The sequence below is a fragment of the Sinorhizobium sp. M4_45 genome (assembly GCF_002885915.1).
In the GTDB taxonomy this organism is placed as follows: domain Bacteria; phylum Pseudomonadota; class Alphaproteobacteria; order Rhizobiales; family Rhizobiaceae; genus Sinorhizobium; species Sinorhizobium meliloti_A.
In genome coordinates this window covers 766,398-785,941 of record NZ_NWVE01000002.1, presented here as the reverse complement: position 1 = coordinate 785,941, position 19,544 = coordinate 766,398, and the positions used below count along the sequence as shown (strand labels likewise).

Genomic DNA, 19,544 nt, shown 5'->3' with positions numbered 1-19,544 from the left:
GCCGCTCTTTCAACCCCGCGCTCCCGACTGACCTATGACTGCCTACGACCAATTTCCCGCTTGCACGGCGCGCTCCAGGACGTTTTGTAACGGGTGCAACCGAGGCAAGTAACACGGGAGAGAACGCGATGACCCTGCAGCCGGTCATGACCGTCGAGGAGCTCAACCGCTTTCTCGACACCGATTTTCCGCAGGTCCACACCGACGGAAAGGTCTTCGCGGTGACCGAGACCGGACCGGGCTTCGCCACGATGCGGCTCGACCCGAACGAGCGCCACATCCGTCCGGGCGGTACGGTCTCGGGCCCGACGCTCTTCGCGCTGGCGGACGTGTCGGCCTATATCGCGCTTATCGCGCATATCGGTCCGGTCGCGCTTGCCGTCACCACCAGCCTCAACATCAACTTCCTGCGCAAGCCGGAACCGGAACCACTGGAATGCACCTGCCGGATTCTCAAACTCGGCAAACGGCTGGCCGTTCTCGACGCCTCGATAAAGACGGTAGCAAGTCCCGATTTGATCGCGCATGCGACGGCGACCTATTCGATTCCGCCCCGTTGAAGTGTGGTATAATTATACCACACTGGTAACTATCTGAATTTGCTTCATCTTCTTTCACGGCGCACGGAAAGACGGCCTTGACCTTGATGGCGAGCTTCCTTATAAGCTGCCCCAGATCGCGGTCCGACTGGGCCGCCTTCTTTTTTGCCCTCATCGAGGTCAAAGCAAGCAACAAGAAACGCCCGGCTTCGTTCCGGGTCCAAACGAAAGAGTTTAGATATGGCAACCTTCGTTCAGAAGCCTGCAGAGGTGGAGAAGAAGTGGATCATCATCGACGCCGAAGGCCTCGTTGTCGGTCGCCTCGCTTCCCTTATCGCAAACCGCCTGCGCGGCAAGCATAAAGCCACCTACACGCCGCATGTCGACGACGGCGACAACGTCATCGTCATCAATGCAGAGAAGGCCGTCCTCACCGGCAAGAAGTACACCGACAAGAAGTACTACTGGCACACCGGTTACCCCGGCGGCATCAAGGAGCGCACCGCGCGCCAGATCATCGAAGGTCGCTTCCCGGAGCGCGTCATCGAGAAGGCCGTCGAGCGCATGGTTCCGCGCGGCCCGCTCGGCCGTCGCCAGATGAAGAACCTGCGTGTCTACGCCGGCTCGAACCACCCGCATGAAGCACAGCAGCCGGCCGTCCTCGACGTCGCCAAGCTGAACAGCAAGAACACAAGGAGCGCCTGATAATGGCTGACCTTTCCGCTCTCAAGGAAATCGCCACGACCGCGGAACCGGCTGCTCCGGTTCACGTCAAGAAAGTCGACGCCCAGGGCCGCTCCTATGCGACCGGCAAGCGCAAGGACGCCGTCGCCCGCGTTTGGATCAAGGCCGGTTCCGGCAAGATCACCATCAACGGCAAGCCTTTCTCGGACTACTTCGCCCGTCCGGTTCTGCAGATGATCCTGCAGCAGCCGGTCGTCGCGGCAGCCCGTGACGGCCAGTTCGACATCGACGCGACCGTCGCCGGCGGCGGCCTTTCCGGCCAGGCCGGTGCCGTTCGTCACGGCATTTCCAAGGCCCTCACCTACTTCGAACCGGGCCTGCGCCCCGTTCTGAAGCGCGGCGGCTTCCTCACCCGCGACAGCCGCGTGGTCGAGCGCAAGAAGTACGGTCGTGCCAAGGCACGTCGTTCGTTCCAGTTCTCCAAGCGCTAATCGCTTGCAGACTGCACTTTCGAAGGCCGGGCTCGTCCCGGCCTTTTTTCATGTGCATCCATAGCGTCCCCGTGCACATGATTTTGACGCCGGGCTCTTGCCTTGCCCCGATCGATTGGCCAACGTCCCGCACATCTGTCGGGAGAACAGCATGGCCAACAAGTCGATCGACCACGCGATCACTGCAAAATCACTGACGGCGGCGGCCTCCGATCCGACGCATGCCGGCATCCTTTCCTTCATGCGGCGGAAATACACCAAAGAGCTCAAGGGTGTGGAGGCGGTCGTCTGGGGAATCCCGTTCGATGCGGCCACGTCGAACCGCCCCGGCGCGCGCTTCGGGCCACAGGCGATCCGACGCGCATCGGCGATCTTCGACAACGATCCGCAATATCCGTTCCAGCGCGACCTGTTTGCCGACATGGCGACGATCGATTACGGCGATTGCCTGCTCGACTACGGCAACCATTCGAAGACTCCCCAGACGATCGAGCGCGAGGCGTCGAAAATCCTGAAGTCCGGCGCCTACCTGCTGACGCTCGGCGGCGACCACTTCGTCACCTATCCCATCCTCAGGGCCCATGCAGCCCTGCACGGGCCCCTCGCCCTCGTCCAGTTCGACGCCCATCAGGACACCTGGCCGGACGAGAAAGGCCGCATCGATCATGGCTCCTTCGTCGGCCGCGCGGCACGCGAGGGACTGATCGACGTGGACCGCTCGATCCAGATCGGCATCCGGACGCATGCTCCGGAGGATTGCGGCCTTCGGATCGTCTACGGCTACGAGCTCGAGGAGATGCGCGCCGAGGAGATCGCCGATACCATCATCCGCCATGTCGACAGCCGCCCCGCCTATCTGACCTTCGACATCGATTGCCTTGACCCGGCCTTTGCGCCCGGCACCGGCACGCCCGTGGCCGGCGGCCCGTCAAGCGCAAAGATGCTGTCGGTCCTGCGCAAACTCGGCGCGCTTCATATCGCCGGGAGCGACGTGGTCGAGGTGGCGCCTGCCTACGACCACGCGGACCTTACCGCCATTGCTGGCTCGACCATCGCCATGTATATGCTGGGCCTGCGTGCCGATTGGCTGGCGGAGAGGCGCGGCTGATCGAAGCGGCGGCGCGCCCAAGAAATTGATTCAATTCTATGCCAGACTGATTCCGGAAACGCCGCTAACGGACTGCAGGAGCAGGAAAATCATGAAACCGAAGATCTTTATCGATGGCGAACACGGCACGACGGGCCTGCAGATCCGTGTGCGCATGGCCGGCCGTACGGATCTCGAACTCCTGTCCATTCCGGAAGCGGAGCGACGCAATGCAGCGATGCGCGAGGATCTTCTGAACAGCGCCGATATCGCCATCCTATGCCTGCCGGACGACGCCTCGCGGGAGGCCGTTGCCATGGTTGCCGGAAACAATCGCGTGCGCATCATTGATACGTCGACCGCGCATCGCGTCGCGCCCGACTGGGCCTATGGCTTTGCCGAAATGGACAAGGCGCAGCCCCAGCGGATCCGCGACGCACGCCATGTCGCCAATCCCGGCTGCTACCCGACCGGAGCGATCGCCCTGATTCGCCCTCTGCGTCAGGCGGGTATCCTGCCGGACGGCTATCCCGTCACCGTCAATGCGGTTTCCGGCTATACCGGCGGCGGCAAGCAGATGATCGCGCAGATGGAGGACGACAGGAATCCGGACCACATCGACGCGCCGCATTTCCTCTACGGGCTTACACTGAAGCACAAGCATGTGCCGGAAATGAAGATGCACGGGCTTCTGGAGCGCGCGCCGGTCTTCAGCCCTTCCGTCGGCAAGTTCGCGCAGGGGATGATCGTGCAGGTGCCGCTCTATCTCGAGGACCTGGCGGCCGGTGCAACGCTGGAAACGATCCATCGGGCCCTCGTCGACCATTATGCGGGACAGTCGATCGTCGAAGTCGTGCCGCTTGAAGAGAGCGCCAAGCACGCCCGGATCGACGCGACGGAGCTCGCCGGCAGCGACGCCATGAAGCTTTTCGTCTTCGGCACCCAGGGTGGAGCGCATGTCAATCTGGTCGCGCTGCTCGACAATCTCGGCAAGGGCGCCTCGGGCGCCGCCGTCCAGAACATGGACCTGATGCTGTCCGCCTGACACGGCCAGTCAAGACGAAAACCCCGGCAGCGTTCCTGCCGGGGTTTTGGTTCGTTCGATCGCAGGCAAATCAGTCGCGCATTTCTATCGCCGTGTCTGTCGGATAGGTGCCGACGAAACCGCGCCAATGGGCGATCGCGAAGCCGAGCACGGCGAGGGCGCCGCCCTGATGCAATACGCCCCAGCCGATCGGTACCTGCAGTAGCAACGTCGTGATGCCGATTGCCGCCTGCACCGTCACCAGCGCGAACAGGAGCACCGAGCGGCGGGCATGTGTCGTCTCCGGCGCGGCGCGGAGGGACGCGATCATGTGCCAAAGCGCCAATGCGAACAGCAGATAGGCGCCGAGACGGTGGACGAACTGCACCGTCTTCGGATTTTCGAAGAGATTGATCCAGGCGGGCTGCTGCACGAACAGACCGCCCGGCACGATCGCCCCGTCCATCAGCGGCCAGGTGTTGTAGCTCAGACCCGCATCGAGACCCGCGACGATCGCGCCCAGATAGATCTGGAAGAGGCTCATGATCGCGATGACCGCCGCCATGCCTTGCGACCTTTTCGTCGGATGCGCGTCGTCGGAATGCGGACACAGCCCCCGGTAAATCCACATGCAGGCGGCAAAGATCAGGCAGGCGATGGTCAGATGCGTGGCAAGCCGGTACTGGCTGACTGCAGTCCGTTCCGCCAGACCGGAGGATACCATCCACCAGCCGATGAATCCCTGAAAACCGCCGAGCGCCAGGATTCCGAGAAGCGGCAGCCGCAGACGCCGCTCGATCCGCCCCGTGATCCAGAAGAAGAAGAACGGCAAAGCGAAGATCACCCCGATGCCGCGCGCGAGCAGCCGGTGCGCCCATTCCCACCAGAAGATGGTCTTGAACTCGTCCACCGTCATGCCTTTGTTGATCTGCTCATATTGCGGAATGCGCTGGTAGAGGCGGAATTCCTCCTCCCATTCCTCCGCGGAGAGCGGCGGTATGACGCCGTGGACGGGTTTCCACTCGGTGATCGACAAGCCGGATTCGGTCAGTCGCGTAGCCCCTCCGACGAGCACCAGCGCAAACAGAGCGAAGAGAACGGCGGCAAGCCAGCCGCGGATCTGCCGGCGGTTGCGCTCGGTTCTGCCGATCTCTTTGAGCAGCATCTGTTCTGTTGCCAATTCGGCGTGGGCCATGGCACTTCCTCATCTGTCGCGGAAACGGTACCGCTATGCCGGCATTGCCGGTCAGGACGGTCTCAAAGCCGTTGATTTGCACCAGAGTGCCGTGCAAAACAAGGCCGAACCCTTTGCGGCATGCCGTCGCGGGCCGCCCGAGTGCCAACGCTGCCGCCACCGAAAGATCGAAAAATGCCCGTACGCCTCCGAAAACTGATCGGTACCGTCCTGCTCATCATCCTCGTCGTCGTCTACGCACTTGCGGCCGTTACCTTCGCTTCCCTGCTGCTCGGCGCGTCTCCGTGGTGGGTGCATCTGCTTTATTTCTTCTTCACCGGCCTGCTGTGGGTCCTTCCCGCCATGCTGATCATCAAATGGATGGAAAAACCCGCCGCCGATCACTGAGGTTTCCGGGCATGAGAATCGCGGTGATTTCCGATGTTCACGGCAACGATCTCGCGCTCGAGGCCGTGCTTGCCGACATCGATGCACAGGGCATCGACGAGATCGTCAATCTTGGCGATCATCTGAGCGGCCCGCTGAATGCCGCGCGGACAGCGGAGATCCTGATCCGCCGCCGTACCGCTGCGATACGCGGCAATCACGACCGCTATCTTCTCACGCTCGACCCTGCCCGCATGGGATTGTCCGACCGCTCCGCCCATGAAGAGCTCGATGAGCGCCACCTCGACTGGCTGGCCGCTCTGCCGGCGACCCTTGTCTACCGGGACGCTCTCTTTCTCTGCCATGGCACGCCGGCTAGCGACGAGGCCTACTGGATGGAAGCGCTGACGGGCGATGGCATCGTTCACATGGCGCGGCGCGCGGAGATCGAGCGCTTTGCCGACGACATCGAGCACCCCGTAATCCTCTGCGGCCACACGCATGTTCAACGTGCCCTGCGGCTTTCGGGCGGGCGGCTCCTGGTCAATCCGGGCAGTGTCGGATGCCCGGCCTATGGCGACGACCGGCCAGTCGCGCACAAGGTCGAAACGGGTTCGCCGGATGCCCGCTACGCCATCGTCGAGATGGCATCCGGCGACTGGAACGTCACCTTCCGCTGTGTCGGCTACGATCACATGGCGGCGTCGCTCCTCGCGGCCGAACGCGGCCGCGAGGAATGGGCAACGGCGCTCGCGACCGGATTCCTCGACTGAATTCTACCGGCCGCCTCGCCGGCATTTCCAGCGGCCGCCTGTTCCGGCTTCATATTCCCCTAACCCTGTTGTCTGCCGGGCAGGCGCGTGCCTGCCGGATTAATCAGATCTATCAGAATTCCCGCTTCAATGGCTGCATCACGCATGCGGATCGACAATGATGGCAAGTTCCGATTTCACCCTTTCGCCGGAAGCCAGCGCCGGGCGGTATCTTTCGGCCGGGAGCGTCGCCCGTGGAGGCAGCGCTGCCGGCCGGATCACCATCTCCGTCCACGCGGACATGGACGAGATCGAAGCGGAATGGCGCGCGCTCGACGGAAGCAGCGGCAATTCGCTGCACCAGAGCTTCGACTGGTGTGCGGCCTGGACAAAGACCCATGGCAGCGAACTGCTGATCGTCCGTGGCGCGGCTGGCAGGGAGCCGCTTTTTCTCCTCCCGTTCGAGATCGAACGCGGCCGGCTTTTCCGCGCGGCGCGCCTGATCGGCTCGGAGCACAGCAATCTCAACACCGGCCTGTTCGGCCCCGGCATCGACAATGCGCCCGCTGCGGAGCTCACGGCAGCGCTCACCGGCGGCATCGGTCGCCAGCTCCGCCGTTTCGCGGACGTGATCGTATTCGACCGGACGCCGCAGATCTGGCGCGGCGCGCCGCACCCCCTCGCCGCTCTGGCCGGCATCGAGAACCCGAACGCATCGTTCCAGTTGCCGCTTCTCGGCACCATCGAGCACACACTCGCCCAGATCAATGCCAAGCGGCGGCGCAAGAAGATGCGCATATCCGAAAGGCGCCTCGCCGAGATCGGCGGCTATGATTATGTGATCGCTCGCGAAACGCAGGAGGCCCACGCCCTGCTCGAGACCTTCTTCCGCCAGAAAGCCGCCCGCTTCGAGACACTCGGCCTGCCGGATGCCTTTCGTGATGCCGAGACGCGCGCCTTTTTCCATGCGCTGATCGATGCCCGGGCGCCCGAGCCCCTCCTCGAACTCAATGCGATAAGACTGAGGGGCGAATATGCCGGCCGAATTCTCGCGGTCGCCGGTCTCTCACGCAAGGGCGACCACGTCATCTGCCAGTTCGGTTCGATCGACGAGGAAATCGCCGCGGACGCCAGCCCGGGCGAGTTGCTGTTCTACAGAATGATCGAGCGCCTTTGCGCGGAAGGCGTCGCCGTCTTCGACTTCGGCATCGGCGACCAGCCTTACAAGCGGTCGTGGTGCACGGTGGAAACCCCGTTGCGCGACATCGTTCTGCCCCTCACGTTCCGCGGTCGGCTGGCCGCCGGCGGTTTCCGGGCGATCGCCGGGGCGAAACGGTTGGTCAAGGCCAACGAAACGCTTTATGCCTTCATTCAACGGCAGCGGCAGCGACGGCAGACATCGGCTTCAAGCGCGGATGAACCGTGACGTTATGCAGCGCGGCGGTCGGGAAAATCGGGGCCGTCCTGCCCCTTCCCGGTCATCAGCACGACGTCGCGATATCCGGCTTCCCCGAAACTCAACAGCATCTCGACGATCTGGTCGTCGCTGATCGACGGTGCCGACAGAATGATCTCGGTGCCCTCGTGCCGTGCCACCTTGGCGACGGCCTCCGCATCGGCCGACCCGCATTCGATCAGGACGAGATCGTAGGCGTTGGCGAGCGCGTCGATGATGATCTGCAGCCGGTCGATGCCGCGCATCGCCGCATGAGGATCGGCGTCGCCATGGGGTACGATATGTGCTTGGGACAACCTGTCCGAATGAATCGACTCGGAGAAGGCGACTTCGCCCATGAGCAGATTCGTAACCCCGGCAAGGTCCTGCGATTGTGCCATGAGCCGCGTCGGACAGGCCGAACCGGAAAGGTCGATCAGCACGACTTTCTGCTCGTCCTCGGCCAGAACGCGCGCCAGCATCACTGTGGCCGTCGATCCCTCGTCGCCGCCCGGCGATACCGAGACCGCAATCCGCACGCCATTGGCACGAAGATGTTCGGCCACCGACTCGATCGAAAAGTCGTGCTTCGATGCCGCATTTCCATCGCCGCCGTTCTCCTCAGGCGCAGGTTCCGCCGCGACGAGGACAGGTGCGGGAATTTCTTCGATCACGCCAGCGACTGAAGGCATTTCTGCGGGCTGACCCGCGGCCGGTGCTTCGGGGAGCGAGACCGGCCTTAGCGCCCGGCCGCTGAAAAGTTCGCCAAGCATGACGACGACGCAACTGACCAGGAGGCTGGCAAAGGCAGCGACGATCGTGATCGGCAGCACCTTCGGAAAGCTCTGGGCGGTCGGGACCACGGCGCGCGAAATCACGCGTGCATCGGCCGGAGTTGCGTTCGCAACGGTACGCGACGTCGCCTCGCGGTATCGGGCGAGATAGGTTTCGAGCAGTTGGCGCTGCGCCGTCGCCTCGCGCTCGAGCGCGCGGAGCCCGACTTCCTCCTCGCCCGCCTGCGCCGATTGCGCCTTGAGCGTGTTCATTTGCTGAACGAGCTGCTGCTCGCGCAGTTGGCCGACCTTCGCCTCATTTTCGAGGCTCGCAAGAATCTTCCGCGTCTCCGACCGGATCTGCCCCTCGATCCCTTCGAGCTGGGATTTGAGCCCCTTCAACCGCGGATGGCCGTCGAGCAGTGCCGTCGACAGATCGGCGATCTGCGCCTGGACGTTGGCGCGGTTCTCCTTGAGACGCTGGATCATCGGCGAGCCGACGATGTCGGCAAGCGTGTCCGCCGGACGGCCGTCGGCGAGCGCCGTCCGCATACCCTCGGCGCGCGCAGCCGTGTTCGCCCGCTCCGACCGCACCCGTGCAAGCTCCGTCGAAATGTCGGTAAGCTGGCGCGTGGCAAAATTCTGCGTCTCGCCGGTCGGAAGCAGGCCCGACTCGGCGCGGTAACCTGCGACCTTCGCCTCCGCCTCGCGCACCTTCTCGCGCAGGTTGGCGATCTCCGGCTCAAGCCAGCGGCTCGCCTCGGAGTTCGAGTCGAGCTTGGCTCCGCTCTGCAACGAAAGATAGACATTGGCCATTTCGTTCGGAATGGCGGCTGCGAGCTTCGGGTCCTTCGAGGTGAAGGCGATGGCGATCACACGCGATTTTTCGACCTGATAGACCTGCAGCTTCTCTTCGAACTCCGTCAGCACCCGTTCTTCCGGCGGCAAATCGAGAGGATTCTTCTTCAGACCCAGCATCACCAGGAGATCGGACGCGGCAGAAGGCCGTGCCGAGGGATCGAACTCGTCGAGTTCGTGAAGCTTCATGTTGCGCGCGACCTGTTTGATAAGGTCCGCCGAGCGCAGGACCTGCACCTGGCTGAGGATGCCCGACTCGTCGAACATCCGGTCGGAGCCATTCTGCGAAACTTGATTGGTGCCGCTGAACTCGGGTTCACGCGACTCTATCAGAACGCGCGTTTCGCCCTCGTAATCGGGATCGACCATCTTGGCAGCCGCGAAGGCGACGGCAGCGACCCCGACCGTGGCGAGCAGCACCCGCACGCGGCGTTGCCAGATGGCGCGAAAAAGCCCGCCGAGATCGATATCCACATCCTGCTGTCCGCCGATGCCCGACATGCCTGCACTCCAATGCTTTCTCGTTTCGCGGGAAGGTAAACGAACATGGTAACCCAAGGGTTAATTTCCGCTGCAACCAGAGAGTGGCATGCTCCATGAACGGGAAGGGCATTCGATGCCGAAATTCTCGTGACGGATTTACCGGCCATTAACCCTAACGGATCGATAACATCGGCCAACGGTGATCGTTTCCGGAGCCCCTGACCGCATGTCGACCGCAGCCAACAAGAGAACAAGCGTCTTCGCCGTGGCGATCCTGTCGGCGCTCGTCGGCGGTTGCACGAACTACCAGCCCGCCCCCAAAGGCTTCAGCCAGGCCACGGTGCAGCCCTATCGGCTGGACAGCGGCGATCGCTTGCGCATCAACGTCTTCGAACAGGCAAGCCTCAGCGGCAGCTATACGGTCGATCAGGCCGGCTATGTCGCCTTCCCGCTGATCGGGGCCGTTCCGTCGCGCGGGCATACGCTTCCGGAACTGGAGGGGATGATCGCGGCGAAGCTGCGCCAGGGCTTCCTCAAGGATCCGGACGTCACGATCGAGGTCGACCGCTACCGCTCCGTGTTCATCATGGGCGAAGTGGGACAAGCCGGCCAATACGCCTACGTTCCGGGGATGACAGTACAGAATGCGATCGCCGTCGCAGGCGGCTTCACGCCACGCGCCAACCAGGCGACCGCCGACATCACCCGCAAGATCAACGGCCGCATCATCACCGGACGCGTTCCGGTGACCGACCCGGTTCTCGCCGGCGACACCGTCTATATACGCGAACGTCTGTTCTGATCGCCATGAGCGAACGCCCCCTGCGCATTCTTCATTGCTTCAGATCCCCGGTCGGCGGCATATTCCGGCACGTGCGCGACCTTGCCGAAGCGCATGCGGATGCCGGACATCAGGTCGGAATCCTTTGCGACAGCACCACCGGCGGGGCCCACGAGGACGCGCTCTTCGAAGAGGTTCGCCCGCATCTGGCGCTCGGCATCATCCGTGTTCCAATCCATCGTTCGATCGGGACATCGGACGCCGCGGCGCTTTGGCGCGGCTACAAGGAAATCAGAAGTTTGCAACCGGATGTATTGCACGGCCACGGCGCCAAGGGCGGCGTGCTGGCGCGCATCGTCGGTTCAGCCCTGCGGGTCAACAAGTATCGCGTAGCCCGCCTCTATTCGCCCCATGGGGGCAGCCTTCACTTCGAGCGCCGGTCCCTGGCTGGTTCGCTCATTCTGCGCGTCGAGCGCCTGCAGGAACGCCTGACCGACGCCCTCGTCTTCGTCTGTGAATACGAACGCCGCACCTACGGCGCCAGGGTCGGCCCTCCACTGGCGCGCAACGAGCTGATCTATAACGGCATCGACGATGCGGAATTCGAACCGGTCGAGACGGGCCCGGGCGCTGTCGATTTCCTCTATATCGGCATGATGCGGGACCTGAAGGGTCCCGATCTTTTTATCGAAGGATTTGCCGCAGCCGAAGAGATCGCCGGCCGCAGGCTTTCCGCCTTGATGGTCGGAGATGGCCCGCAGCAGCGGCAATACGAAGAAATGACCCTGCGCATGGGTCTCGCCGATCGCGTCCGGCTGCTGCCGGCAATGAGGGCGCGCGAGGCTTTCGCTCTGGCCCGCACGGTCGTCATTCCCTCCCGCGCGGAATCCATGCCGTATATCCTGCTGGAAGCGCTCGCCGCCGGAAAGCCCGTAATCGCCACCCGCGTCGGCGGCATCCCGGAGGTTCTCGGGACCGATAGCGAGGCGCTCGTCCAACCCGGCGATGCGGGGGCGCTTGCCCGTCTCATGGCAGACGCCATCCTGGACGCCGGCTGGGCTGCCCGGACGATGCCCGACGCGGACCAGTTCAAATCCCGCTTCGCCGCATCGGTGATGACCAGACACGTGATGCAGCTTTATCGAGACCTCACCGAGGAATCGCTTGTGCCGCAGGGGCGGCTGCGTACAACGTAAGCGTTTCTTAGTGGCTTTCTGCTATCCGGGCGGAGGACTTCAGCGCCGGAAAGCGACCATGAACCAGTTTGACAGGCCAGAGACCTTCGACCCCGAAGCGCTTCGCAAGAAGGTCGCCGAGATCCGCAAGACCACCACCGAACAAAAAAACGGGACAGGGGGAAATGCGGGGCTCAACCCGCTGGCGAAGCAGATCGCCCTTCAGTTCCGTGCAGACACCTACACACCGGCGATGATCACCGGACTTATCCGGCTTCTCGACTTCTGCGCACTTTTTGCCATCGGCTACGGCATCAATGCACAATATGTCGCGCCGACGCTGGATCAACTGCCGGTCTATCTCCTTATCCTCGCCGGGGGGCCGGCGCTCGCCGTTGCCGCCATGCAGGTCGCCGACGCCTACCAGGTGCCGGCACTGCGCGCCTGGCTGAGGATGACGCCGCGCGTCCTCGGTGCCTGGACGGCTGCGTTCGGCGTGATTGCGCTTGGCCTCTTCTTTCTGAAATCGGGCCACCTCTATTCTCGGTTCTGGATCGGCGCATGGTTCCTCGCCGGCGGGTTTTTCCTCGTCGCGGAGCGCGCATTCATCGCCTATTCGATCCGTCACTGGTCGAGAAACGGCACCATGGAACGGCGAGCCGTCATCGTCGGTGGCGGGCAGCCCGCGAAGGACCTGATCCGGCAGATCGAGCATCAGCCGGACAACGACATCCGCATCTGCGGGATCTTCGACGATCGAGACGAGCGCCGGTCCCCGAATGTGATTGCCGGCTATCCGAAACTCGGGACGGTGGACGAACTGGTCGAATTCGCCCGTCTCGCCCGCATCGACATGCTGATCATCTCGCTGCCGCTGACTGCGGAAAAGCGCATCCTCGCACTCCTCAGAAAGCTGTGGGTGCTTCCGGTCGACATTCGGCTCGCGGCGCACGCCAACAATCTCCGTTTCCGCCCACGCAGCTATTCGCATGTCGGGCAGGTCCCGATGCTCGACATCTTCGACAAGCCGATCGCAGACTGGGATTCCGTCGCCAAGCGCTGCTTCGATATCTTTTTCAGTCTCGTGGCGCTCGCTTTGCTCTGGCCCGTCATGCTCGCTGCCGCCGTCGCGGTGAAGGTCACCTCGCCCGGTCCGATCATCTTCAAGCAACACCGCCACGGCTTCAACAACGAGACCATAGAGGTCTACAAGTTCCGCTCGATGTACACGCATATGAGCGACCCGACCGCGCGCAACGCCGTAACCAAGAACGACCCTCGCGTAACCCCCGTCGGACGCTTCCTGCGCAAGTCTTCGATCGACGAGTTGCCTCAGTTCTTCAATGTCCTGAAAGGCGAGCTCTCGCTCGTCGGGCCGCGTCCCCACGCCGTGCTCGCGCAGACGAAGGACCGCACCTATTCCGATGTCGTCGAAGGCTATTTTGCCCGCCACCGCGTCAAGCCGGGAGTGACCGGCTGGGCTCAGATCAACGGCTGGCGCGGTGAGATCGACAACGACGAAAAGATCCGGTTCCGAACGGCATTCGACCTCTACTATATCGAGAACTGGTCGCTGCTGCTCGACCTGAAGATTCTCATCCTCACGCCGTTTCGGCTGCTGAACACGGAAAACGCCTATTGACCGCCGTCACCGCATCGCGGCCGGCTATCCTTCGCCCGCAGCTTGCCGCGATTTCGCTCGTCGGCTCCTGCCTGGTGACGATCGGCGTCTTCCTGTCCGGGTTCGTCATCGCCGAGCCCGCGCCCTACGAGATCTTCATGGCGGGGCTCATCGGCCTCTGGGCGCTTTTCGGCCTCAGGATCTCCCGTGCCACGGCTCCGCTCACGGTCCTTCTCGCCCTGTTCATGATCGGCGGCATCCTGTCGCTGACGGTGATGGCCGACCTTGGGACCGGTCCGATGTATATGGCCGTTACCGGCTTCCTCTGCCTCACGGCGGTGTTTTTTGCGGCCATCATCGAAGAGAGCTACCGGCGCCTGCCGCTCATCCTCAACGCCTGGGTGGCAGCCGCAGTCATCACCGCCCTCCTCGGCATCCTCGGCTATTTCGGCGCGATACCGGGCGCGGCGAACTTCACGCTGTATGATCGGGCAAAGGGAGCGTTTCAGGACCCGAATGTCTTCGGACCGTTTCTCGTAGCCCCCACCCTCTACCTCCTTCACGGCCTGCTGACGCAGCCGATCAGCCGGGCGCCCCTGAAAGTCGCCGGGCTGCTGGTGCTCACGCTCGGCGTGTTCCTCTCCTTCTCGCGGGCGGCCTGGGCTCTCGACCTCTTCTGCGTCGTCGCTCTCGTCTTCGTCATGCTGCTCAAGCAGCGCAGCGGTCTCTTCCGCCTCCGGATTCTCGTGCTGACCCTCTCCGGCGCCCTGTTCGTGGTGGCAGCACTCGTGGTCGCCCTGCAGTCGGACCAGGTTGCCTCTCTCTTCTCGAGCCGCACGCAGCTCGTTCAGGATTATGACGGCGGACATCTCGGGCGTTTCGACCGGCACCGGATCGGCTTTCTGATGGCCATGGAAAAGCCGCTCGGCATCGGCCCCATGGTGTTCAGCACCATGTTTCCTGAAGACGAGCACAACGTGCTTCTGAAGAGCCTGACATCCTATGGATGGCTCGGCTTCGTCGCCTATGTCACGCTCATCCTCTGGACGCTGTCGCTCGGCTTTCGGTTTCTGCTGCTCCAGAGGCCGTGGCAACCATATATGATGATCGCCTGGATCACGCTTATCGGCCATGTCGGTATCGGCAACGTGATCGACACCGACCACTGGCGCCATTTCTATCTGCTTCTCGGCATCCTCTGGGGGTGCGCCGCGCTCGAATATCGCCATAAAAGGCAGATCCGTTCCGGAACGACCGCATGACCACGGGTAGCAAGCCGCTCGACGCCCCTCTGCGCCTGCTCGAGGTACTGGAACCCAGCGGCGGCGGGTCCGGACGCCACTTTCTCGATCTCTGCCGCGGCATGCATGCGCGCGGTCATCATGTCGAAGCGATCTATTCTCCTGTTCGGGCCGAAGACGGTTTCGTGCGCGAACTCCAGGCACTCGGCCTTCCCGCCATTCACGCCGTCGGCATGTGCCGGGCGCCCGCCCCCTCCGACTGGTCCTGCTTTCGCGCCATAAATCGCATCATCCGCACTGCCGGGCCGTTCGACGTCGTTCACGGGCACAGTTCCAAGGCCGGAGCCCTGACGCGCCTGCGCCTGCCGGGAAGGCACGTGCCGCGCGTCTACACGCCGCATGCCTTCAGGACGATGGATCCGACGCTCGGCCGCAGCGGCCGGGTGATATACGGGGCCATCGAGGCGCTTCTCGCCCGTTTCTTCACCGATCATCTCGTCACCGTCTCCGGTGACGAACTCGCCCATGCGCTGTCGATCGGCATTTCGAAACAGGGCATGTCCGTCATCGTCAACGGCGTCGAGACCCCCTCGACCGGCATGGCGCAGACGGTGCGCGCCAGCTTCGGCATTCCACCTGACGCCTTCGTTTTCGGCTTCATCGGCCGGCTCTCTGCGCAGAAGGCCCCCGAGCGTCTCATCAATGCCTTCGGCAAGGCCGCGTCGGCGATCAGGAACAGTCACCTTGTGATGGTCGGATCGGGAGAATTGGAGGAAGAGGTCCGCGCCGCGATCGCCGCAAGCGGTTTGCAGAACCGCATCCATCTGACCTCGGCCTTTACGGGCCCTCAGGCGGTGCCCGCATTCGATCTCCTCGTCATGCCGAGCCGCTACGAGGCAATGTCCTATGTGATGCTCGAAGCCGCCGCCGCCGGCCGGCCGATCATCATTTCCGACGTCGGCGGAGCCAGAACGGCCGTCGATCACGGAGAGAACGGCTACGTCGTTCCGAACAGCGAGGACGCCTCACCGCTTGCAAAAGCGATGATAGCGGCGGCCGACCCGGATATGTTTCGGCGCCTTGCCAGCGCGGCTTCGGCACGCCGGGACCGTTTTACACTGAAACGCATGCTCGACGAGACGGAAGAGGTTTACCGGCGAATGGCAGCGCAGCGGCGCCGACAGCAGCCATAGGATCGAACCAGCCCAGATTTAGCCACAGACGTTCCGTACATTCCATTGCACTTTATTAGGCATTTATAATTCTATTTGTATTGGATGGGGGCAATCATGGGACCGGTAACACTGGTACTAACGGTGTGCCTTATTTCGGCGCCCGAAAAATGCCGTGAGGAGCGCCTGCACCTGGAGATCCAGGAAACGTTGATGCAGTGCACGTTCCGCTCCGCAATGTATGTCAGCAACTGGTCGGGACAGCACCCAGCTCTCAGCGTCAAAAAATGGCGATGCGAGCTTTCAGTGGCGAACAGGAGCATCTAGGCGTCCTACGACGCACCGGAGGACCTGCGGTGCATGCTCGACAACGGAAATTGGATCGGGGCCAGATGAGCCGTTGCCGACGCGGGAGCAGATTTCGATGAATTCTCAAACGCGGCGAGCCTATATCAATCGCTATATCGCAATACATTTGAGATGTCTTTAAAATAGCCCTCGCCAACGGGAGGGCACAGAGATGGAGAAACCTCGGGCCGAACTGCCTCAGAGCGACGAAGACAGACGCGAGTTTCTAAAAGCTTGCGGCCGATTCGCGGCAGTCACGCCACCTGCTGTGACGATGCTTCTTTCTGCCAGCCTCACCTCGGATGCAATCGCTGCATCCGGCAGCGGCAGCTCGAACCTGGGAAAGGGCGACGGAGGCGGGAATACTGCAAAGGGCGGCAAGGGCGCCAATGGCATAAAGGGCGGCAAGGGCGGAAACAACGCAAAAGGGAAAGCCAAACCCGGCAAATAATGTGCAGCCTCCAGCATTCAAGGATGAACGCTCAGGCGGGTCTCGTCACCTGCTACAGCCTTCGAAGGCCCCAGATTTGCCTGGGTCATCCGATCGCCGAGACCAGCCACGGAAGCGGCATCACGGAGCACCAGCCGCTGCAACGGCTGTTGATGCAGCGCCACGATCAGCAGGCGAAGGACGCAATCGGTGACGATCGGCAGGGTTGGTGGCCGGACGATGATCGAGGCGACGGCGGCAGCCCGCTCCTCCAAACCGAAAAATGGCCCGACACAAATAGAGCTGCAGCGGGGGACTTGCTGCAGCTCCGGTCGCGACGTGTCATCTTCTAGCTGGGGCGCATTTGCCCTGTTCCATTCAAGGGAACCGCTTCGAACGTCGCTTAGGCATATTGTACTCTCAGCAGAACAGGAATCAAGGGAAAGCGCCTGTTTTGCCAGGGCCGGGGCTCACACTTTTTAAGGCCGGGAATGGCACTCGCCCCATGGCCCGAGGGCGATGTTCCGATAGCCGTGCCAGCGCTTCCCGCCGACGGCATATCGGACCTTGGTCGGGTTTATCGATGGCAAAGGTCTTAGCCACGCCGCCGAGCGAAACCTTTCAGACCGAATTGGAGTTGTCACCGTCGAGCGGCCCCCAGCCGCTTGGGTGAGTGATGACCTCAGAGCTGTAAAGATTGTCCCTTCTCCGCAGCTCTGAGGCTCCCGCTCCCTACAGCGCATTAGGAATCGATTGATGCAAGACAAAGACGACTACGCGTTGCCGGAGCAAAGTGTCTCACGCGACGAGAACAAGGATTCTGACACTCCAAAGAAAACGATGGCACAGCGGCGGAAGTCAGTGGGAGTGAACCGCGGAGCCGATCAGAGTCGCTTGAAGGCCTTGGAGTATCTCGGCAGAAGGTGGTTGTCACATCGATGACGGAGTGAGAGCAAGCGGGCTTACTCTCCCCGAAGCAAAAACACAAAGCGCCAGTCGGAACCATCTGTGCGGCCGACCGTTAAAGCCCGTCTCCGGACGGAGCGGCAGCGTCCTCATCTCCTCCCTCGCCCCGAGGATGCTGCCACTTCCGGGCAACTTTGAGCAAACGCTGGCGCAGCTCGATCAACGCCGCAACCGAGCGCCGTCTCGAAGGAGATGGGGAGGAAGAAGGGCGACCGGTATCCGATCACCTATAGCGGGCTCAAGATGCAGCGGAAGCGAATCAGGGCGAAAGCCAAGGTCCGGGATTCCGCGAGGGCGCCTATCATATCGCGTTGAAACCAAAACGGAAAATGGTCGGAGCGGCGGGATTCGAACCCACGACCCCTTGACCCCCAGTCAAGTGCGCTACCGGGCTGCGCTACGCTCCGACCCGCTTGGTTACAAGCCCGCTCTCATTAGTCGGAACACACGCCCGGCGCAAGGGGGAAAATGGAGCTCGCCCATCACAGGCGGCCGCCGATTGTATCGGAAGCGGCAAGACAACAGTTTTGTGATTTGGATCGATGTCCCGTGCTGGATAAACTGCGCCTGCAAACCACAGGAGAAGCCCGATGAAGAGCATCCTCGTACTTGCAGCCGCCTTCGCTTTATCGGCGACGGCAGCGTCAGCCGATTGCCTGGGCCATTCCAATACCACGGCATCGATCGACAAAGTCGACAAGGAGATCACGACCGCGAGCGTGGCAAAGGCCGAGCAGTCGACCTCTGACGATCTCCTCCTGAAACAGAAGCATGCACAGCAGTCGACGGAAGAAGCGGCCGAATAAGTCGATAACGACCGAGTTGGGCCTCGGCACTGCTTTCGAGGCCCCCTTCCCGTCCCTTCCCTGCTACCGAACCTGATCGAGCAGACGCTTGCATTCGAGGAGGTCGTAGAGCGCTTCCTGCAGCAGCGCCCTGTCTTCCTTGCCGACCGACGTCTTGCCGACGGTTATCTCGGCATCGTCGCCTCCGGTGCCGAAAGTGAAGAAACGCCGGCTCGCCGGTGCCTTCGGACGGCCGACGATCTGGTCCTCCTCCGCCACGCCCGCCTTGGGCGGCGCCGGCTCTTCGTTGCTGGAAGCGGCAAGCGCCTCGACGGTCGCAAGATCCCCGCTCGCGATGGCGGCGACGAATTTGTTGCCGTTGGCTTTCAAAAGCTTCTGCACACCCTTGATCGTATAGCCGTGATCGTAGAGGAGGTGGCGGATGCCCTTGAGCAGGTCGACATCCTCGGGGCGATAATAGCGGCGCCCGCCACCGCGCTTCATCGGCTTGATCTGCTGGAACCGGGTTTCCCAGAAACGAAGCACGTGTTGGGGGAGATCGAGTTCGTCCGCAACCTCGCTGATGGTGCGGAAAGCATCCGGGCTTTTCTCCATGTGGTCCCCATCTCCATAAGGCGCGTCGGGATCTGAACCGATTCCTGCGACGTGTTTTACGTCCTCTGTCTGCGTATCCGCCATCAAACCGCTGCGCGGACCGGAGCTTTCAGGGTTTCATGGAAAGACTGAAACCTTCTAAGTCCTTGAAGCTCCGCACTTCCGCACGGAAAACCGCTAAGCACTTTTCCGGGCAATGCTTCGGGCGGCACTTGCTCGCCGCGCAAGATCGGCTACGCGACGCACGGATCGTCAGGCGATGATTACACGAATCATGCCTATTTCAATGGCTTATGGATGGGTTTTCAACCACATTTGTGGTGGTCGACGGCGCTTCAGCCGGCCGGATTGGACGGCTTCAACTTGGACTTGCGGCTCAGATGCGCCTTCAGGACCCGCTGCTTCAGGACATTCGAAGCCTTGAAGGTCATCACCCGGCGCGGAGAAATCGGCACTTCCTCGCCGGTTTTCGGGTTCCGACCGATGCGCTCGTTCTTGTCGCGCACCTGGAACGTTGCGAAGGAAGACAGCTTCACGCTCTCGCCACGCACGATTGCGTTGCATATCTCGTCGATGACAGTTTCTACGAGTTCGGCGGACTCCGTGCGAGACAGACCCACCTTGCGAAAAACCGATTCAGCCAAGTCTGCCCGCGTTACTGTTTTTCCGCTCATCTTCCCCCACCGATGTCTGGCATGCCGATCAGCGATTGAAGACTATTGC

At 62.3% G+C, this 19,544-nt stretch carries 22 protein-coding genes and 1 tRNA gene; 18 read left to right on the top strand and 5 right to left on the bottom strand.

All coding sequences use genetic code 11. The features are described 5' to 3' along the window. Window positions 1-128: 128 nt before the first annotated feature. The 5 genes from CN933_RS09485 (at window position 129) to argC (ending at window position 3,846) form a co-directional block, all read left to right on the top strand. Window positions 129-560, top strand: coding sequence for a PaaI family thioesterase (locus CN933_RS09485; protein WP_018094826.1), 432 nt, complete (start codon window positions 129-131; stop codon window positions 558-560). 219 nt (window positions 561-779) lie between these two features. Beyond that, window positions 780-1,244 (top strand): 50S ribosomal protein L13, encoded by a 465-nt coding sequence (gene rplM, locus CN933_RS09475; RefSeq protein ID WP_018094825.1) that lies wholly within the window; start codon window positions 780-782, stop codon window positions 1,242-1,244. Between the two features lie 2 nt (window positions 1,245-1,246). Continuing rightward, on the top strand, window positions 1,247-1,714 hold the full coding sequence (gene rpsI, locus CN933_RS09470; RefSeq protein ID WP_003529231.1) for a 30S ribosomal protein S9: 468 nt from the start codon (window positions 1,247-1,249) through the stop codon (window positions 1,712-1,714). A 151-nt stretch (window positions 1,715-1,865) separates the two neighbouring features. Next, window positions 1,866-2,822 carry an agmatinase gene (gene speB, locus CN933_RS09465; protein ID WP_102761412.1) on the top strand — a complete coding sequence of 319 codons (957 nt, stop codon included), beginning with the start codon at window positions 1,866-1,868 and terminating at the stop codon, window positions 2,820-2,822. A 91-nt stretch (window positions 2,823-2,913) separates the two neighbouring features. Continuing rightward, window positions 2,914-3,846, top strand: a complete 933-nt coding sequence (argC, locus tag CN933_RS09460) for an N-acetyl-gamma-glutamyl-phosphate reductase (protein WP_018094823.1) — start codon at window positions 2,914-2,916, stop codon at window positions 3,844-3,846. Window positions 3,847-3,916: 70 nt separating this feature from the next. On the opposite strand, the gene CN933_RS09455 is transcribed toward argC, so the two are convergent. Next, window positions 3,917-5,020: a COX15/CtaA family protein gene (locus CN933_RS09455; RefSeq protein WP_018094822.1), complete on the bottom strand. Its 1,104-nt coding sequence runs from the start codon at window positions 5,018-5,020 to the stop codon at window positions 3,917-3,919. Window positions 5,021-5,194: 174 nt separating this feature from the next. Here CN933_RS09455 and CN933_RS09450 point away from each other — a divergent pair, with 174 nt between their 5' ends. The 3 genes from CN933_RS09450 (at window position 5,195) to CN933_RS09440 (ending at window position 7,564) form a co-directional block, all read left to right on the top strand. Beyond that, window positions 5,195-5,407: a DUF2842 domain-containing protein gene (locus tag CN933_RS09450; protein WP_003529239.1), complete on the top strand. Its 213-nt coding sequence runs from the start codon at window positions 5,195-5,197 to the stop codon at window positions 5,405-5,407. 11 nt (window positions 5,408-5,418) lie between these two features. Beyond that, window positions 5,419-6,159 (top strand): metallophosphoesterase family protein, encoded by a 741-nt coding sequence (locus CN933_RS09445; protein WP_018094821.1) that lies wholly within the window; start codon window positions 5,419-5,421, stop codon window positions 6,157-6,159. 157 nt (window positions 6,160-6,316) lie between these two features. Continuing rightward, entirely contained in the window at window positions 6,317-7,564 is a 1,248-nt protein-coding gene (locus tag CN933_RS09440; RefSeq protein ID WP_018094820.1) for a GNAT family N-acetyltransferase, read from the top strand. A gap of 2 nt (window positions 7,565-7,566) precedes the next feature. Here the strand turns inward: CN933_RS09440 and CN933_RS09435 are convergent, their stop codons facing one another. After that, complete coding sequence (locus tag CN933_RS09435) at window positions 7,567-9,705, bottom strand: GumC family protein (RefSeq protein WP_102761411.1); 2,139 nt, start codon at window positions 9,703-9,705, stop codon at window positions 7,567-7,569. Between the two features lie 208 nt (window positions 9,706-9,913). Here CN933_RS09435 and CN933_RS09430 point away from each other — a divergent pair, with 208 nt between their 5' ends. The 9 genes from CN933_RS09430 to CN933_RS32525 all read left to right on the top strand — a co-directional run bounded on the left by CN933_RS09430 (window position 9,914) and on the right by CN933_RS32525 (window position 17,397). After that, window positions 9,914-10,489: a polysaccharide biosynthesis/export family protein gene (locus CN933_RS09430; protein ID WP_018094818.1), complete on the top strand. Its 576-nt coding sequence runs from the start codon at window positions 9,914-9,916 to the stop codon at window positions 10,487-10,489. Between the two features lie 5 nt (window positions 10,490-10,494). After that, window positions 10,495-11,664 carry a glycosyltransferase family 4 protein gene (locus CN933_RS09425; RefSeq protein ID WP_018094817.1) on the top strand — a complete coding sequence of 390 codons (1,170 nt, stop codon included), beginning with the start codon at window positions 10,495-10,497 and terminating at the stop codon, window positions 11,662-11,664. A gap of 58 nt (window positions 11,665-11,722) precedes the next feature. Further along, a complete protein-coding gene (locus CN933_RS09420; protein WP_018094816.1) occupies window positions 11,723-13,285 on the top strand; it encodes an undecaprenyl-phosphate glucose phosphotransferase in 1,563 nt (520 codons plus the stop codon). Continuing rightward, window positions 13,282-14,526, top strand: coding sequence for an O-antigen ligase family protein (locus CN933_RS09415; RefSeq protein ID WP_018094815.1), 1,245 nt, complete (start codon window positions 13,282-13,284; stop codon window positions 14,524-14,526). The genes CN933_RS09420 and CN933_RS09415 overlap by 4 nt, the downstream gene beginning before the upstream one ends. Then, window positions 14,523-15,698 (top strand): glycosyltransferase family 4 protein, encoded by a 1,176-nt coding sequence (locus tag CN933_RS09410; RefSeq protein ID WP_018094814.1) that lies wholly within the window; start codon window positions 14,523-14,525, stop codon window positions 15,696-15,698. The genes CN933_RS09415 and CN933_RS09410 overlap by 4 nt, the downstream gene beginning before the upstream one ends. A gap of 96 nt (window positions 15,699-15,794) precedes the next feature. After that, entirely contained in the window at window positions 15,795-16,004 is a 210-nt protein-coding gene (locus CN933_RS31805; RefSeq protein ID WP_018094813.1) for a hypothetical protein, read from the top strand. A gap of 193 nt (window positions 16,005-16,197) precedes the next feature. Further along, on the top strand, window positions 16,198-16,476 hold the full coding sequence (locus tag CN933_RS31800; RefSeq protein ID WP_018094812.1) for a hypothetical protein: 279 nt from the start codon (window positions 16,198-16,200) through the stop codon (window positions 16,474-16,476). A gap of 23 nt (window positions 16,477-16,499) precedes the next feature. Beyond that, the gene (locus tag CN933_RS09395) at window positions 16,500-16,808 is read left to right on the top strand and encodes a hypothetical protein (RefSeq protein WP_127709325.1); all 309 of its coding nucleotides are present in this window, start codon (window positions 16,500-16,502) and stop codon (window positions 16,806-16,808) included. A gap of 403 nt (window positions 16,809-17,211) precedes the next feature. Continuing rightward, window positions 17,212-17,397 (top strand): hypothetical protein, encoded by a 186-nt coding sequence (locus CN933_RS32525; RefSeq protein ID WP_020487472.1) that lies wholly within the window; start codon window positions 17,212-17,214, stop codon window positions 17,395-17,397. Window positions 17,398-17,751: 354 nt separating this feature from the next. Here the strand turns inward: CN933_RS32525 and CN933_RS09385 are convergent. Then, window positions 17,752-17,828 (bottom strand) — tRNA-Pro (locus tag CN933_RS09385). Between the two features lie 183 nt (window positions 17,829-18,011). Here CN933_RS09385 and CN933_RS09375 point away from each other — a divergent pair. Next, window positions 18,012-18,227 (top strand): hypothetical protein, encoded by a 216-nt coding sequence (locus CN933_RS09375; RefSeq protein WP_018094738.1) that lies wholly within the window; start codon window positions 18,012-18,014, stop codon window positions 18,225-18,227. Window positions 18,228-18,290: 63 nt separating this feature from the next. Here CN933_RS09375 and CN933_RS09370 read toward each other — a convergent pair whose 3' ends face one another. Further along, on the bottom strand, window positions 18,291-18,821 hold the full coding sequence (locus CN933_RS09370) for a MerR family transcriptional regulator (protein WP_018094737.1): 531 nt from the start codon (window positions 18,819-18,821) through the stop codon (window positions 18,291-18,293). Window positions 18,822-19,156: 335 nt separating this feature from the next. Beyond that, window positions 19,157-19,495 (bottom strand): integration host factor subunit alpha, encoded by a 339-nt coding sequence (locus CN933_RS09365; RefSeq protein ID WP_003529278.1) that lies wholly within the window; start codon window positions 19,493-19,495, stop codon window positions 19,157-19,159. Window positions 19,496-19,544: the final 49 nt, after the last annotated feature.